At 72.7% G+C, this 14609-nt stretch carries 14 protein-coding genes; 7 read left to right on the forward strand and 7 right to left on the reverse strand.

Going from position 1 to position 14609, the window contains the following annotated elements:
• Positions 1-714: 714 nt before the first annotated feature.
• Complete coding sequence (locus AB0J53_RS11095; RefSeq protein WP_357585051.1) at positions 715-1026, reverse strand: DUF952 domain-containing protein; 312 nt, start codon at positions 1024-1026, stop codon at positions 715-717.
• Positions 1023-1577 (reverse strand): GNAT family protein, encoded by a 555-nt coding sequence (locus tag AB0J53_RS11100; RefSeq protein ID WP_364171015.1) that lies wholly within the window; start codon positions 1575-1577, stop codon positions 1023-1025. The genes AB0J53_RS11095 and AB0J53_RS11100 overlap by 4 nt, the downstream gene beginning before the upstream one ends.
• 17 nt (positions 1578-1594) lie before the next feature.
• Between AB0J53_RS11100 and AB0J53_RS11105 the strand changes: the two genes are divergently transcribed.
• Positions 1595-2584 carry a radical SAM protein gene (locus AB0J53_RS11105; protein WP_246646704.1) on the forward strand — a complete coding sequence of 330 codons (990 nt, stop codon included), beginning with the start codon at positions 1595-1597 and terminating at the stop codon, positions 2582-2584.
• Positions 2585-2743: 159 nt separating this feature from the next.
• Here AB0J53_RS11105 and AB0J53_RS11110 read toward each other — a convergent pair whose 3' ends face one another.
• Together AB0J53_RS11110 and AB0J53_RS11115 are read right to left on the reverse strand one after the other, a co-directional pair.
• Entirely contained in the window at positions 2744-3889 is a 1146-nt protein-coding gene (locus AB0J53_RS11110) for an Ig-like domain-containing protein (RefSeq protein ID WP_364171017.1), read from the reverse strand.
• Positions 3890-4059: 170 nt separating this feature from the next.
• The gene (locus AB0J53_RS11115; protein WP_364171051.1) at positions 4060-6312 is read right to left on the reverse strand and encodes an ATP-dependent RecD-like DNA helicase; all 2253 of its coding nucleotides are present in this window, start codon (positions 6310-6312) and stop codon (positions 4060-4062) included.
• Positions 6313-6433: 121 nt separating this feature from the next.
• Between AB0J53_RS11115 and AB0J53_RS11120 the strand changes: the two genes are divergently transcribed.
• Positions 6434-7822 (forward strand): cytochrome b N-terminal domain-containing protein, encoded by a 1389-nt coding sequence (locus AB0J53_RS11120; protein ID WP_364171019.1) that lies wholly within the window; start codon positions 6434-6436, stop codon positions 7820-7822.
• Positions 7823-7835: 13 nt separating this feature from the next.
• Here AB0J53_RS11120 and AB0J53_RS11125 read toward each other — a convergent pair whose 3' ends face one another.
• A complete protein-coding gene (locus AB0J53_RS11125; RefSeq protein WP_364171053.1) occupies positions 7836-8873 on the reverse strand; it encodes an NADH:flavin oxidoreductase/NADH oxidase in 1038 nt (345 codons plus the stop codon).
• A 158-nt stretch (positions 8874-9031) separates the two neighbouring features.
• Between AB0J53_RS11125 and AB0J53_RS11130 the strand changes: the two genes are divergently transcribed.
• From AB0J53_RS11130 to AB0J53_RS11140, 3 genes are read left to right on the forward strand one after another with little or no spacing between them, the layout of a single operon-like run.
• Positions 9032-9358 carry a helix-turn-helix transcriptional regulator gene (locus tag AB0J53_RS11130; protein ID WP_219517328.1) on the forward strand — a complete coding sequence of 109 codons (327 nt, stop codon included), beginning with the start codon at positions 9032-9034 and terminating at the stop codon, positions 9356-9358.
• Between the two features lie 26 nt (positions 9359-9384).
• Positions 9385-10344 (forward strand): hypothetical protein, encoded by a 960-nt coding sequence (locus AB0J53_RS11135; protein WP_364171021.1) that lies wholly within the window; start codon positions 9385-9387, stop codon positions 10342-10344.
• A gap of 33 nt (positions 10345-10377) precedes the next feature.
• On the forward strand, positions 10378-11712 hold the full coding sequence (locus tag AB0J53_RS11140; protein WP_364171023.1) for a serine hydrolase domain-containing protein: 1335 nt from the start codon (positions 10378-10380) through the stop codon (positions 11710-11712).
• Positions 11713-11755: 43 nt separating this feature from the next.
• Here the strand turns inward: AB0J53_RS11140 and AB0J53_RS11145 are convergent, their stop codons facing one another.
• Positions 11756-12613, reverse strand: coding sequence for a LysR family transcriptional regulator (locus tag AB0J53_RS11145; protein ID WP_364171025.1), 858 nt, complete (start codon positions 12611-12613; stop codon positions 11756-11758).
• A gap of 71 nt (positions 12614-12684) precedes the next feature.
• Between AB0J53_RS11145 and AB0J53_RS11150 the strand changes: the two genes are divergently transcribed.
• Positions 12685-13404: a hypothetical protein gene (locus AB0J53_RS11150; protein WP_364171027.1), complete on the forward strand. Its 720-nt coding sequence runs from the start codon at positions 12685-12687 to the stop codon at positions 13402-13404.
• A 7-nt stretch (positions 13405-13411) separates the two neighbouring features.
• Here AB0J53_RS11150 and AB0J53_RS11155 read toward each other — a convergent pair whose 3' ends face one another.
• Positions 13412-14332 carry a histidine kinase gene (locus AB0J53_RS11155; protein ID WP_364171029.1) on the reverse strand — a complete coding sequence of 307 codons (921 nt, stop codon included), beginning with the start codon at positions 14330-14332 and terminating at the stop codon, positions 13412-13414.
• Position 14333: 1 nt separating this feature from the next.
• Here AB0J53_RS11155 and AB0J53_RS11160 point away from each other — a divergent pair, with 1 nt between their 5' ends.
• Positions 14334-14504, forward strand: a complete 171-nt coding sequence (locus AB0J53_RS11160) for a hypothetical protein (protein WP_364171031.1) — start codon at positions 14334-14336, stop codon at positions 14502-14504.
• The last annotated feature ends 105 nt before the right edge of the window (positions 14505-14609 follow it).

A 14609-nucleotide genomic window follows, 5' to 3' on the forward strand; every position in this document is an offset into this window, starting at 1 on the left:
AGTAGATGTGGTCGGCGGCTCGTGGGGGCTCTCCCCTGCCGGTTTTCGGTTAGGGGTTTGGGTTCGCCGGATTGGCGGGTGTGAGATGCGTTACGTGGTGGGGTGGGTGCGGGGCGGGAGGTGGGGTGGGGCGGCGGGGGTGGTGGTGTGCGGGTGTTGTGGCTGGTGGAGTGGTGGTTTGGGGTGCTTCTCCCCCGGTGGTGCGGTTGGGTGGCGGGGTGGGGTGAGTGGTTGACAGTTGGGGTGACTTCTCGTTGATTGGCTGCCGCTGGGTTGATGTGGCGTTTAGGGTGGTCTTCTGCTATCGCGCCGCGAGAGGAGCAGCACGTGGGGAACGAGTCTGTGTTATGTCCGGTGTGTCAGGGGGTTGTTCCGGCTTCGGGGCGGGATGCGTACACGCCGCTGCGGGGGCGGCTGATTCTGACGAATGGGTATTGCGGGGGTGACTGCGCCGATCGGCGTGGGGTTGATCGGGAGCGGACGCAGCAGGTGGCGCGTCCGGTTGCGGCGCCGGGTCCGGTTCAGGGGCAGGCGCAGGGTCATCTGCAGGGTCATCCGCAGGGGCCGGCGTATGGGTATGGGCAGGAGCCGGTGCAGGCTCCGTTGTATGCGCCGGCTCAGGTGCCGGTTGCGGTGGGTCCGGGGGTTCGCCGCTAGGTTTTCGCGGTTGCGGCCAGGCTGTCACGGTGTGACGGGCTGGCCGTTTTCCGTTTTTCAGGGGGTGTAGGGGCGGGTGGCGGTGACGGCTGTGGTGGGCAGGGGGCCGTAGAGGTGGGGGTAGCCGTTCTCGGTGCGGATGTCGAGGCCGGTGGGGTCGATGTCGAGGATGATCAGGTCGGTGTCGGGGATGTGGTGGTAGTAGGTGTCGTGGACGGTGCGGAGTTGGGTGTGGTCGCGGCTGCAGTGGATGTAGCCCTCTTGGGCGAGGGTGCGGCCGAGGGTGGAGATGAGGTACTCCCCCGTGGTCTGGGCGTGGGTCCAGTCGGTGCGCAGGGCGAGGTGGTGGATGGTGGGGTGGGTGGTCATGGTGTCCATTCGGTTTCGAGCATGGCGTAGATCATTTCTGAGACCCATTCGCCTTTGACGTGTTCGTTGTCGATGAGGTGGGCTTCCTGGCGCATGCCGAGTTTCTGCAGGACGCGGGCGGAGGCGGTGTTGCGGGCGTCGAGGCGGCCGACGATGCGGTGGAGGCCGAGGTGGTCGAAGCCGAGGCGGAGCATTTCGCGGGCGGCTTCGGCGGCGTAGGCGTGGCCGTGGTGGTCGGGGTGCAGGATGTAGCCGATTTCGCCTTGGCGGTGGGTGCGGCTGGTCCAGATGAGCAGGGTGTTGCCGATGAGGGCGCCGGTGTCGTTGCGGGTGATGGCGACGTCGAGGGCGTCGCCTTCGTCGTGGAGCTGGGTGCGGGTGATTTTCTTGTCGAGGTGTTCGCGGACGGTGTCGCGGTCGCGGGGGGCCCAGTAGAGGTAGCGGGCGACGTCGGGGCGGGATTCGTAGGCGTGGAGGGCGTCGAGGTCGTCGGTGGTGAAGGGGCGCAGGGTGAGGCGGGGGGTGGTGATGGGGTAGCGGGGTTTGAGCACGGGGGCAGTGTAGTGGCTTGCTCTGGGAGTCGAATGCGTGTTCCACTTGGGTGGTGGGTTGGGATGCGCTGCCGTTGGTGGAGGCCGCTGACGATCGTCCGCTGATCGAGCGGCGGGCGGTGCTGCGTGGTGGTTTCTATGAGATGCAGGCTCGTTCGGTGATCGAGCGGGTGCCGGTGTGGGCGGGGGTCTCCGAGGGGTGGGGGGTGTCGCCGTATCGGGGGTGTGCGCACGCGTGTGTGGGGTGTGGGGCGCGGTCGGGGCATGGCCGGTTGGGGTTGGACGCGGGTCGTGATTTCGAGACGCGGGTGGTGGTGCGCCCGAATGTGGTGGTGCGGTTGCGGGCGGAGCTGGCTCGGTGGGGTGGTGAGCCGGTGGCGGTGGGGGTGAGTGGTGATGTGTATCAGGTGGCGGAGCGGACGTATCGGTTGATGCCGGGGGTGGTGGCGGCGTTGGCGGAGGCGGGGGTGCCGTTCACGGTGTATACGAAGAGTCCGCTGGTGTTGCGTGATGCGGGGGTGCTGGCGGAGGCGGGGGCTTCGGTGGCGGTGTCGATCGCGTTCGTGGATGAGCGGATCCGGCGTGGGGTGGAGCCGGGGGCGGTGGGGGCGCAGGCGCGGTTGGAGCTGGTGTCGGCGTTGGTGGAGGCGGGGGTGGCGTGCCGGGTGCGGATGGGGCCGGTGTTGCCGTTGTTGAGTGATGCGGCGGATCAGTTGGGGGCGACGGTGCGGCGGATCGCGGCGGCGGGGGCGGTGGCGGTGGAGCCGGTGGTGTTGCGGCTGCCGCCGGGGACGCGGGAGTGGTATTTGGAGTGGCTGGGGGGTGCTCATCCGGAGTTGGTGGGCCGGTATGAGGAGTTGTATGACCGGTCGGGGTTGCCGTCGGCTGGTTATGAGGAGCGGATCGTGGGGCAGATCGGGCAGTTGTGCCGGGCGTATGGTCTGGCGTGTGGTGCGGGGGTGGCGGAGCGGCGTGAGCCGCGGTTCGGGCAGTTGGCGTTGGTGTGAGGGGGCTTCTCCCCCGTTGAGCGTGAGGGCTTCTCCCCTGTTGGGTGGTAGGGGGCTTCTCCTCCGTTCGGTGTGAGGGCTTCTCCCCTGTGCCGCTGGTCCCGTAGATGCGTGAAGGGCCGCACCTGTGTGCAGGTGCGGCCCTTACGTGTGTGGTGGTCAGGCGTCGTTCTTGAGGGCGCTGCCCTTCTTCCATTGGGTGAAGGACATCTGCCAGTAGCCCCAGCCGTTGTTCCATTCGAGCTGGCGGTCGGTGCCGGTGATGTCGACGATGTCGCCGCGCTGGAAGGTGTCGTAGAACCATTTGGCCTGGTCGGGGCGGGCGTTGATGCAGCCGTGGCTGACGTTGCGGCGGCCTTGGGCCCAGGTGTTGTTCTTGGCGTGGACGTATTCGCCGCTGTTGGAGATGCGGACGGCGTGGTCGATCATGACGTCGTAGTAGCCGGGGTCGCCCTTTTTGCGTCCTGGGGAGATCATGCGGACGGGGTGGGCGCGTTCCATGGTGAGGTGGATGCCGGAGGTGGTGGTGTATTCGCGGGTGGTGGCCATGCCGGCGCTGATGGCCATGGTCTTGACGCGTTTGCCGTCCTTGTAGACGTACATCATGTGCTTGGCGGCGTTGATCTTGCTGATGACCTTGGCGCCGATCTTCATGCTGTAGTCGTAGTCCTTCATGCCGTAGAGGCCCTTGCCGGCTTTGACGCCGGTGAGGTCGGCGGAGAAGGTGACTTTCTGGTGGGCGGTCCAGTATTTGGCGGGGCGGTAGATGGCGACGGTGTCGTCGATCCAGCGCCAGGCGCCCTTGTGGGGTTCTTCGGATTCGACGTGGAGGTTGCGTTCGACGGCGGCCTTGTTGGTGACGGCCTGGTTGAAGGTGACCCGGATGGGCATGCCGACGCCTACGGTTTCGCCCTTGACGTTGGGGGTGACGTCGGCGATCTGCAGGATGCGTTCGGGTTTGAGGGTGGTGAAGGTGCCGTCGGCGGTGGTGGCTCCGGCGCGGGCGGTGACGGTGTAGCTGCTGGAGGGTTTGAGGGGGGTGGTGGAGATCCAGCGGGTCTTGTCGCTGTTGTACTTGCCCTCGAGCTGTTCGCCCTTCGCCTCGACGATGACGTCGTCGAGGGTGCCGCCGGCGGCGGTGACGATGACCTTCTTGGCGGGGTCGACCTTGGCGCCGCCGTCGGCGGGGCTGATCTGGATGGTGGGGGGTTGGGTGGTGGCGGAGGTGGTCGCCTCGGAGGCGGAGGGGCCGTTGGGCGTTCCTCCGCCGGAGCATGAGGCGGTCAAGGCTGCCGTGGTGGCCATGGCCACTCCTGCGGCGGTCTTTCTCCAGCCGGTTGCGACGTTCACTCCGTACCTCTCCCCCACTTGCTCATCTGCGCACTAAAAAACCTTAATGCTCCTGCATGTAAGACGCGGATGAGTTTGGGAGAGTTCGGTCACATTTCGATCACTTCTGGGGGTGTCGCCGCTGGTCAAGACGGGTCAGGACGGCCGGAAAGCGGGCCGGAAAGCGGGCCCGACAGGCGGTGGGTGAGGCCGGTGTGCCGGCGGCCCGCTCCCCTGGTGCGCACGGCCTGGGCCAGGGCGCGGCGGGAGCCGACGATGACGACGAGCTTCTTGGCGCGGGTGATGGCGGTGTAGAGGAGGTTGCGCTGCAGCATCATCCAGGCGCTGGTGGCCAGCGGGATGACGACGGCGGGGTATTCGCTGCCCTGGGAGCGGTGGATGGAGACGGCGTAGGCGTGGGCGAGCTCGTCGAGCTCATCGAAGGCGTAGTCGACGTGTTCGTCCTCGTCGGTCAGGACGGTCAGGGCGCTGTCGTCGGGGCGGATGTCGGTGACGATGCCGACGGTGCCGTTGAAGACGCCGGCGGCGCCCTTGTCGTAGTTGTTGCGCAGCTGGGTGACCTTGTCGCCGACGCGGAAGACGCGGCCGCCGTAGCGGCGTTCGGGCATGCCTTCGCGGGCGGGGGTGAGGGCTTCCTGCAGGGCGGTGTTGAGGGCGGCGGCTCCGGCGGCGCCGCGGTGCATGGGGGCCAGGACCTGGATGTCGCGGCGGGGGTCGAGGCGGAAGCGGCGCGGGATGCGGCGGGCGACGACGTCGACGGTGAGGGCGGCGATCTCCTCGCCTTCCTCGCAGGGGAACAGGAAGAAGTCGGTCATGCCGGCGAGCTGGGGGTGGTGGCCGGTGTTGACGCGGTGGGCGTTGACGACGACGCCGGACTCCTGGGCCTGGCGGAAGATCTGGGTGAGGCGGACGCGTGGGATGTCGGGGGCGGCCAGGAGGTCTTTGAGGACCTCGCCGGCGCCGACGGAGGGGAGCTGGTCGACGTCGCCGACGAACAGCAGGTGGGCGCCGGGGGCGACGGCCTTGACGAGTTTGTTGGCCAGGAGCAGGTCGAGCATGGAGGCTTCGTCGACGACGACGAGGTCGGCGTCGAGGGGGTTGTCGCGGTCGAAGGTGGCTTCGCCGCCGGGGCGCAGCTGGAGCAGGCGGTGGACGGTGGTGGCCTGGTGGCCGGTGAGTTCGGCCAGGCGTTTGGCGGCGCGGCCGGTGGGGGCGGCGAGGATGACCTTGGCGTGTTTGGCGCGGGCCAGGGTGACGATGGAGCGGACGGTGAAGCTCTTGCCACAGCCGGGGCCGCCGGTCAGGACGGCGACCTTGCGGGTGAGGGCGAGGCGGACGGCCTGGCGTTGCTCGGGGGCGAGGTCGGCGCCGGTGCGGTCGCGCAGCCAGGCTTCGGCGGCGTTCCAGTCGACGTCGGTGAAGCTCTTGAGCCGGTCGTGGCCGTTGCGCAGGAGGGTGAGCAGGCTGCCGGCGAGGGAGAGTTCGGCGCGGTGGAAGGGCGGCAGGTAGACGGCGGGCACGACGTTGTCGCCGGCGGGGACGGGTTCGCGGACGGCGCCTTCGGCGGTGACGAGGTCGTCGAGGCAGGTGGTGACGAGGGGTGCGGGCACGTCGAGGATCTTGACGGCGTCGGCGGTGAGGTTGGGGGCGGGCAGGTAGCAGTGGCCGTCGTCGGCGGCCTGGGACAGGGTGTAGCGCAGGCCGGCTTTGACGCGTTCTGGGCTGTCGTGGGGGATGCCGACGGCCTGGGCGATGGTGTCGGCGGTCTTGAAGCCGATTCCCCACACGTCGTCGGCGAGCCGGTAGGGGTGGGTGCGGACGACGTCGACGGATTTGTCGCCGTACTGCTTGAAGATGCGGACGGCGATGGAGGTGGAGACGCCGACGCCCTGCAGGAAGATCATCACTTCTTTGATGATCTTCTGTTCTTCCCAGGCGGCGGCGATGAGTTTGGTGCGTTTGGGGCCGAGGCCGGGGACTTCGGTGAGGCGGCCGGGGTCGTTCTCGATGATGTCGAGGGTGGCGGTGCCGAAGTGGTCGGTGATGCGTTCGGCCATCTTGGGGCCGATGCCCTTGATGAGGCCGGAGCCGAGGTAGCGGCGGATGCCCTGCACGGTGGCGGGGAGCACGGTGGTGTAGGACCACACCTCGAACTGGCGGCCGTAGCGGGGGTGTGAGGTCCAGCGGCCGGTCAGGCGCAGGGATTCGCCGACCTGGGCGCCGAGGAGGGGGCCGACGACGGTGAGGAGGTCGGCGCCGGTGCGGGCGGTGGCGACCCGGGCGATGGTGTAGCCGGTCTCCTCGTTGGCGTAGGTGATGCGTTCGAGGACGGCCTCCAGCACGGCGCCGGCGGGTCGTTCCTCGGTCATGGCCAGCATTCTGCCGTACGGGCGGGGCGGCGGTGATCGCGGCGTGACGTTGGTCACGGCGGGCGGTGGGGGCGTCACAGGGGCGGGGCGGGCGGCGTCTTGTGTGCAGGCGAGGTCAGGAGGTTTCATCATGCGTTCGCCCGTACGTTCCGGGGTCAGGCGGGGGTCGTTCCAGTTCTCGCACTGGTCGTTCATGTTCGCGCAGATCGCGATCTGGTCGTTCGCGGTGCTGGTGGTGACGGGGGCCGTGCTGATGCTGTTCTACGAGCCGGGCATGGCGCGGGTGCGTTATGACGGCCCGTACGGGCCGCTGCGGGGGCTGTGGGTCAGCGAGGCGTTCGATTCGACCATGCGGCTCTCGCTGGAGGTGCGCGGGGGGCTGCTGGTGCGGCAGGCGCATCACTGGGCCGCGCTGGTGTTCGTGGCGGCGGTGGCGTTGCAGCTGCTGCGGATGTTCCTGACGGGGGCGTTCCGGCGGCCGCGCACGGGTCAGTGGCTGATCTGGGTGACGCTGCTGGCGCTGGGCATGGCCGCGGGCGAGACCGGCAACGCGCTGCCGGACGACGGGCTGTCGGGCGGGAGCCTGTGGCTGATCGTGTCGGTGGTGCAGTCGATCCCGCTGGTGGGGACGTGGGTGGCGGGGCTGCTGTTCGGGGCGGGGTTCCCGGGCGATCAGATCATTCCGGTCATGTACGGCGGGCATCTGGGGGTCTCGGTCGTGATGGTGGGGCTGCTGGTCTGGCGGGAGCTGCTGGTGCGGCGGCGGGGGCATTCGCGGTTCGTCGCGTCGCTGCCGGTGCGGCGCGGTGCCCGGCCGATGATGGCGGCGGCGACGGCCGGCATGCTGATCATTCTGGGGTACGGGGTGCAGATCGCTCCGGTGTGGCTGTACGGGCCGGCCAGTCCGACGCAGATCTCGGCCGGTTCGGTGCCGGACTGGTACATGGGGTTCCTCGACGGGGCGTTGCGGATCATGCCGGCGTGGGAGCTGACGCTGGGCGGTTACACGCTGAGCCTGGCGGTGCTGGTGCCGACGCTGGTGGTGCCGGGGGTGTTCTTCACGGTGCTGGCGGCCTACCCGGTGGCCGAGCGGTTCGTGCTGGCGCGGCGGGGGCGGCGTGACGGGCTGGGGCGGCCCAAGAGCGCGAGCCGGATGGCGCGGGAGCGGGCCGTGGGTGACGTGCTGGACCGGCCGAGGGACACGCCGGTGAAGACGGGGCTGGCGGTGGCCGGGATCACGTTCTACGGGCTGTTGTGGGCGGCGGCGGCCAACGACCAGCTCGCCCACCAGTTCCACCTGTCCCTGGAGGCGGTGACGATCTTCTTCAGGTGCGCGGTGGTGGCGGGGCCGGTGGTCGCGTTCGTGGTGACGCGGTGGATCTGCCTGGGGCTGCGCCAGGCGGAGGATCATGGGGTGGAGAGCGGGGTCATCGTGCGCTCCCCCGATGGCGGGTTCCACGAGCGGCCGATGCCGGAGCGGCCGGCGCAGGAGGCGATCGGCGCGGGCCGCCACAGCTAGGCCGGCTGGTGGGTCACAGGGCGTAGGCGTACTGGTCGGGCCAGGTCGGGCGGGCGCCCAGCTCGCGGGCGGCCCGGTGCGGCCAGTACGGGTCGCGCAGCAGTTCGCGGCCGAGCAGGACGGCGTCGGCGTGGCCGGAGGTGAGGATGTCCTCGGCCTGCCGCGGGTCGGTGATCTTGCCGACGGCGGCGACGGGCATGCCGGTCTCGGCGCGCACGCGGGCGGCGAACGGCACCTGGTAGCCGGGCGTGGAGACGATGCGGGCGCGGGGCGCGTTGCCGCCGCTGGAGGTGTCGAGCAGGTCGATGCCGTGGGCGTGCAGTTCCTTGGCCAGCCGTACGGTGTCGTCGGCGGTCCAGCCGTCGCGCTCGTCGCCGGGGTTCTCGGTGAGCCAGTCGGTGGCCGAGACGCGGAACAGGACGGGCAGGTCGTCGGGCCAGACGGCGCGGACGGCGTCGGCGATCTGCAGGGCGAGGCGGATGCGGTTGGCGAAGGAGCCGCCGTAGGCGTCGGTGCGGTGGTTGCTGTGCGGGGAGAGGAATTCGCCGATCAGGTAGCCGTGGGCGCCGTGGATCTCGGCGACGCGGAAGCCGGCGCGCAGGGCGCGTCCGGCGGCGGCGGCGAAGTCGGCGACGACGCGCTGGATCTCCTCGGTGGTGAGTTCGTGCGGGACGGGGTGGCCGTCGTCGAAGGCCAGGGGGCTGGGGCCGGCGACGGGCCAGCCGCCGTCGGCGGGGGTGACGGGGCCGCCGCCGCGCCAGGGCCGGTCGGTGGAGGCTTTGCGGCCGGCGTGGCCGAGCTGGATGCCGGGGACGGCGCCGTGGAGGGTGAGCAGGTGGCTGATGTGGGCGAAGGCGCGCTCCTGGCGGTCGTTCCACAGGCCGAGGTCCCAGGGGGTGATGCGGCCTTCGGCGGAGACGGCGGTGGCCTCGGTGAGGATGAGGCCGGCGCCGCCGGCGGCGCGGGCGGCCAGGTGGGAGTAGTGCCAGTCGTGCGGCACGCCGGCGTCGGGGCCGTCGGGGGCGGCGGAGTACATGCACATCGGCGACATCCAGGCGCGGTTGGGGATCGTCAGTGAGCGCAGGGTGATCGGGTCGAACAGCACGGGGCACCTCTCCCGGGAGAACGGCTTGTACGTCAATCACCGTACTACGAGAGTTATCGTATTACGATGGTTGCCGTACAATGGTGGTCGTTGAGGGAGGGCCGATGTCCACGAGGGTTCTGCAGCACCCCGACGCCGCCGAGATCCGGCTGGAGGCCGTGCTGCACGCGCTGGCCGACCCCATGCGGCTGGAGGTGGTGTGCTTCCTGGCCGCTCACGGGGGCGAGGCCGGCTGCGCCGAGATCGACCTGGGCGTGAGCAAGTCGACCGGCACCCACCACTATCGGGTGCTGCGCGAGGCCGGGGTCATCACCCAGGTCTACCGCGGCACCGCGAAGATCAACTCGCTGCGGCGCGACGACCTCGACGCGCTCTTCCCTGGCCTGCTCGACAGCGTCGTCACCGCGGCCGCCCGGCGCGTCCGCGTCTGACCGGCCGCGCCAGCCCGGGAGGCCGGATGATCGTACGGGCCGCCGCCGTGACGGCGCTGCTGGCCACGGCCGCCTGCACGGCCGCTCCCCCGCCGCCGCCCCGGGAGGACGCCTCTCCACGAACGGCGCCCACGCGCGCGGAGGCGGGGTGCGGCGAGCGGCGGCTGCCCGGCGGGCGGCACACCTTCGAGCACGGCGGCCTCACCCGCACCTTCCTGCTGAGCGTCCCGGACGGGCGCGGGCCGCACCCGGTGCTGCTCAACCTGCACGGCCTCGGCTCCGACGCCCGCCAGCAGGCCGCCTACACGCGCCTGCCCCGCGAAGGCGCCGCCCGCGGCTACATCGTCGCCACCCCGCAGGCCGCCGACGGGCGGCTGGCCTGGACGCTGCCGCACACCTACGGCCCCGACGACACCGCGTTCCTCGGCGCGCTGCTCGACCACCTGGAGGACGGCCTGTGCGCCGACCGGCGGCGCGCGTTCGCCGCCGGGCTGTCCTACGGCGGCGCGATGGCCGTCGCCCTCGTGTGCGGCCTGCGCGGCCGGCTGGCCGGAGCCGCCGCCGTCGGCGGCGTCAGCCTGGCGCCGCCCTGCGAGCGGCCGCCGCCCGCCACCGTCGTCGCCGTGCACGGCACCGCCGACCGCGTCGTCCCCTACCAGGGCGGGCATCCGCTGCGCGAGGCCACCGGCGACCTGCGGGCGCTGGCCGACCTCGTGACGCTGCCGCCCGTCGCCGCCGTCAGCCGCCGGTGGGCCGCCGCCTACCGGTGCGGGCCCGCCGCCGCCTCCTCCCCCGCCTCCCGGGTACGGCTGTCGGCGTGGACGTCGTGCGCCGGCGGCGCCGCCGTCCGGCTGTACACGGTCAAGGACGGCGGGCACACCTGGCCCGGCCCCGTCGAGGTGCCCCGGCTGGGCCGCACCGAGACCGGGCTGGACGCCACTCGGCTGCTGCTGGACGTGTTCGACCGGGCGCCGGACCGGTCCTGAAGGCGCAGGCAGCGGGCGTTAGGCTTGGCGGCCATGAGTCACCAGGTGGGACACCAGACGGCGGCCGCGCTGCTGCGCCGCCTCGCGGCCGAACAGGCCGAGTGCCGCATCCCGTCGATCATGGCGGCGGTCGTGCGCGACGGGCACATCGCATGGGCGGCCGGGCGCGGCCGCGTCGGCGGCGAGCCGCCCACGACGCGCACCCAGTACCGGCTCGGCTCGATCACCAAGAGCGTGGTCGCCGTCGCCGTCATGCGGCTGCGCGACGAAGGGCTGCTCGACCTGCTGGATCCCATCGGCAAGCACCTGCCCGGCGCCCGGTTCGGCGAGGCGACCGTCGCCCAGCTGCTCTCCCACACCAGCGGGCTGACCGCCGAGCCGCCCACCCCCTGGTGGGAGCGCACCCCCGGCGTGGAGGCGGGCGAACTGCTCGCCCGGGTCGGGCCCGGCCACGTCAAGCACCGGCCCGGCCGCCGCTTCCACTACTCCAACGTCGGGTTCGCGCTGCTGGGCGAGCTGGTGGCGCGGCTGCGCGGCAGGCCGTGGCTGGACGTGGTGCGCCAGGAGGTGCTGGAGCCGCTCGGCATGAGCGACACCACCGCCCGGCCGCGCGCCCCGCACGCCTCCGGCTACGCCGTCCACCCGTACGCCGACGTGCTGCTGCCCGAGCCCGAGCACGACGCCGTCGCGATGGCGCCCGCCGGGCAGCTGTGGTCGACGACCGCCGACCTGGCGCGCTGGGCGGCCTTCGTCGCCGGTGACACCCGGGGCGTGATCGACGCCGCCACGCTGGAGGAGATGCGCGAGCCGGCGATCGTCGACGACGGCGACGCCTGGAGCGCCGGCTACGGGCTCGGCCTGCAGCTCACCCGCTACGCCGGGCGGCGGCTGGCCGGGCACACCGGGTCGATGCCGGGCTTCCTGGCCACCGTGTGGGCCGACCCGGCCGACCGGGTCGGCGTGCTGTTCCTGGCCAACACCACCTCCGGGATGAGCCGCACCCTGCTGACCGACCTGCTGCGCATCCTCGACGAGCACGAGCCCAGCCTGCCGCGCGAGTGGGAGCCGGCCGAGGCCGACGCCGACCTGCTGGCGCTGACCGGCGTGTGGCACTGGGGGCCGACCCCGTACGTGCTGCGGCTGCTGCCCGGGCGCGGGCTCGCTCTGGAGCCGGCCCGCGGCGGCGGCCGGGCCTCCCGGTTCGTGCCGCAGGACGACGGGACGTGGCTGGGGCTCGACGGCTACTACGCGGGCGAGACGCTGCGCGTGGCCGCCGACCACCTGGACGTCAACACGTTCGTCTTCACCCGCGAGCCGTACGACCCGGGCGCGCCGGTGCCGGGCGGCGTCGAGACCTGGCGGGCCTGACCCGCGCGGGCGGGCCCCTGGGCGGGCTCCTTCGCGGGCCCGCTCAGGGGCTGGCAAGGGTGGCGGCCAGGTCGGCGGCCGGGCCGGGCGGCAGCGCGGCGTGCACCAGCTCCACCCGGTGCACCAGCCGGGGCGCCACCAGCGCCACCCCCGTCGCGGCCGAGGCGGGCAGCAGCGTCAGCCCGTGCCCGGCCGCGACCAGGCTCATCACCGTGCGCGGATCGTCGCCGGTGTAGTGCAGCCCGGCGCGGAACCCGTCGCCCGCCAGGTCACGCAGCCGCTCCAGCGGGCACAGCGGCGTGCGCAGCCAGCGGGCGTCCACCAGGTCGGCCAGCCGCAGCCCCGCCCGGCCCGCCAGCGGATGATCGGCCGGCAGCGCCACCACCAGCGGCTCCTCCCCCGCCCGCGTCGCCGTGAGCGGGCCCGCGTCCGGCAGGCGCAGCGGATCGCTGGGCGCGGCGATGCCCGCCACCAGCGCCAGCTCCGCCTCGCCGCCCGCCACCAGCCGGGCCGCCTCGTCAGCCGGGCACGCCCGCACGGTCATCGTCAGCCGCGGCGCCCGCGCCCGCGCCGCCGCCAGCCGCCCGGCCAGGACAGGGCCGAGCGCCAGCGGGCCCACGGCCAGCGTCAGCCGGTGCACCGGCGCCGCCGCCACCCGCCGCACGTCGGCCCGCGCCGCCCGGATGCGCAGCAGCAGCGGCCCGGCGTGCTCCAGCAGCCGCTCCCCCGCCTCCGTCGGCGCCACCGGACGGCGCGACAGCAGCGGCGCGCCCAGATCGGCCTCCAGCGCCGCCACCTGCTGGGAGACGGCCGACTGCGTGTAGCCGAGCTCGGCGGCCGCCGCAGAGAACGAGCCCAGCCGCGCCACCGTCACGAACGTCCGCACCAGATGAGGATCCATCAGGAACGCTTATAGCACATGTAGTCATTATCGTTGGCGCTTACCCGGCGCCGGGGGTCACGATGGCGAGCATGAGAATCGCCCTGGTTGGAGACCGCTCCCCCGGCGTGCGCGCCCACACGCGCATCCCCCTGCTGGTGGAGGCGTTGCGTGAACGCGACGGCCTCGCGCTCGACCCGTACTGGATCCCCACCACCGACGCCGGCGGGCTGGACGGCTTCGACGGCATCTGGGTGGTGCCCGGCAGCCCGTACGCCAGCGAGGAAGGCGCCGTCGCCGCCGTGCGCACCGCGCGCGAGCGGCGCATCCCCTTCCTGGGCACGTGCGGCGGCTTCCAGCACATGCTGCTGGAGTACGCGCGCGGCGTGTGCGGGCTCGACGTCGCCCACGCCGAGAACGGTCCCGGGCACGACTACCTGCTCACGCCGCTGGCGTGCACGCTCGCCGGGCACGAGGCCCCGGTACGGCTGGCCGCCGGGTCGCTGATCGAGCAGATCATGGGGGCGCGCGAGACTGTGGAGGCCTACAACTGCTCCTACGGGCTCAACGACGGCTACCGGCGGACGCTGGAGGAGCACGGGCTGGTGTTCTCCGGCCACGGCGACAGCGGCGACGAGAGCGGGGGCGGTGAGGCGGTGCGGGTGGCCGAACTGCCGGGGCATCCGTTCTTCCTCGGCACGCTGTTCCAGCCGGAGCTGGCCGGTGACGGCAGCCGCGCGCACCCGGTCATCGCGGCCTTCGCCGCCGCGGTCGCCCGCCACGCCGCCGCCCGGCAGCCGGCCGCCGGATGACGCTGGGTCACTCGCCGCCGGGGGGCTCGGCGGGCAGGACGGCCCGCAGGCGCCACCCGCCCTCCGGCGCGGGCCCGGCCTCGACGCTGCCGCCGGCCTGCGCCACCCGCTCGGCCAGCCCCCGCAGCCCGCTGCCCTTCATCTCGCCGGCCTCTTTCCGGGTGGCGGGGCCGTCGTCGTGGACGGTGACCGAGTGGGAGGCCACGGTGATGGTGACGCGGGTGGCGGCGCTGTGCCGCAGGACGTTGGTGACGCCCTCGCGCACCACCCAGCCCAGCAGGTCCTGCGCCCACGGCGGCGGCGGGGCGCCGGTGCGGCGCACGTCCGGGGTGAGGCCCGCGGCGCTCAGCACGTCACCGGCGCGGGCCAGCTCCCCGTTCAGCGAGCCCTCGCGGTAGCCGGTGACGGCCTCGCGGACCTCGGCCAGCGCCTGGCGGCCGACCGTCTCGATGTCGGCGGCGTGCCGTCCGGCCTGCTCGGGGTCGCGGACGGCCAGGCGGCGCACCGCCTCGGCCTTGACGACGATGACCGACAGCGTGTGCCCGAGCAGGTCGTGCAGGTCGCGGGCGAAGCGCAGCCGCTCGCGTTCGACGGCCGTCTCGGCCAGGCGGCGGCGGGTGCCGGCCAGCTCGGCGATGAGCGCGTGCAGGTGCATGATGAACGCCACCACCAGCCCGGCGCTGAACGTCCCCCACGCCAGCGCCATCACCGGCTCCAGCCCGCCGCCGGTGAACAGCGTGACCAGCGCGGCCGCGGCCGTCACCGCCAGCAGCGGCGCCAGCAGGGCGGCCCGCACCGCGCGCCCGGCCAGCACCAGCCCGCACGCGATGCCCGCCAGCGGGAACAGGTACAGCCAGCCGCCGGCGAACAGCGCCGCCAGGCCCGTCACCGTCACCCCGAGCAGGGCCAGCGCCACGGTGGCGGCCACGGTGCGTGAGCGGAAGGCCAGCAGGACCGCCGCCGCGTACAGGAGGACGACGGCGGCCAGGCCCGGCCAGGCCAGCCAGGCGGGGCGGCTGTCGCCGGCCGCGGTGTCCCACGCGGCGGCGACGCCGATCAGGGCGAAGGCGAGGAACCCGGCGCCGGACGGCGGCCCGTAGGGGCGGGCGCCCCGCGCGCGGGCGGGGGGGGGGGTGATCGGCGCCCCCCGTATTAGGGTTTGCCCAAACCGGAAAGAAGACCGGTATTGGGGGGTCTGGGTGTCT

The sequence above is a fragment of the Nonomuraea sp. NPDC049725 genome (genome assembly GCF_040674795.1).
Lineage (GTDB): Bacteria > Actinomycetota > Actinomycetes > Streptosporangiales > Streptosporangiaceae > Nonomuraea > Nonomuraea ceibae.

What these genes read in the sequence shown, in the direction of transcription:
- AB0J53_RS11125 (WP_364171053.1), bottom strand. Translation starts at nt 8,873, where the DNA reads ATGTCGCCGATGTGCATGTACTCCGCCGCCCCCGACGGCCCCGACGCC.
- AB0J53_RS11150 (WP_364171027.1), top strand. Translation starts at nt 12,685, where the DNA reads ATGAGAATCGCCCTGGTTGGAGACCGCTCCCCCGGCGTGCGCGCCCAC.
- AB0J53_RS11115 (WP_364171051.1), bottom strand. Translation starts at nt 6,312, where the DNA reads ATGCTGGCCATGACCGAGGAACGACCCGCCGGCGCCGTGCTGGAGGCC.
- AB0J53_RS11120 (WP_364171019.1), top strand. Translation starts at nt 6,434, where the DNA reads ATGCGTTCGCCCGTACGTTCCGGGGTCAGGCGGGGGTCGTTCCAGTTC.
- AB0J53_RS11135 (WP_364171021.1), top strand. Translation starts at nt 9,385, where the DNA reads ATGATCGTACGGGCCGCCGCCGTGACGGCGCTGCTGGCCACGGCCGCC.
- AB0J53_RS11140 (WP_364171023.1), top strand. Translation starts at nt 10,378, where the DNA reads ATGAGTCACCAGGTGGGACACCAGACGGCGGCCGCGCTGCTGCGCCGC.
- AB0J53_RS11145 (WP_364171025.1), bottom strand. Translation starts at nt 12,613, where the DNA reads ATGGATCCTCATCTGGTGCGGACGTTCGTGACGGTGGCGCGGCTGGGC.
- AB0J53_RS11130 (WP_219517328.1), top strand. Translation starts at nt 9,032, where the DNA reads ATGTCCACGAGGGTTCTGCAGCACCCCGACGCCGCCGAGATCCGGCTG.
- AB0J53_RS11095 (WP_357585051.1), bottom strand. Translation starts at nt 1,026, where the DNA reads ATGACCACCCACCCCACCATCCACCACCTCGCCCTGCGCACCGACTGG.
- AB0J53_RS11110 (WP_364171017.1), bottom strand. Translation starts at nt 3,889, where the DNA reads ATGGCCACCACGGCAGCCTTGACCGCCTCATGCTCCGGCGGAGGAACG.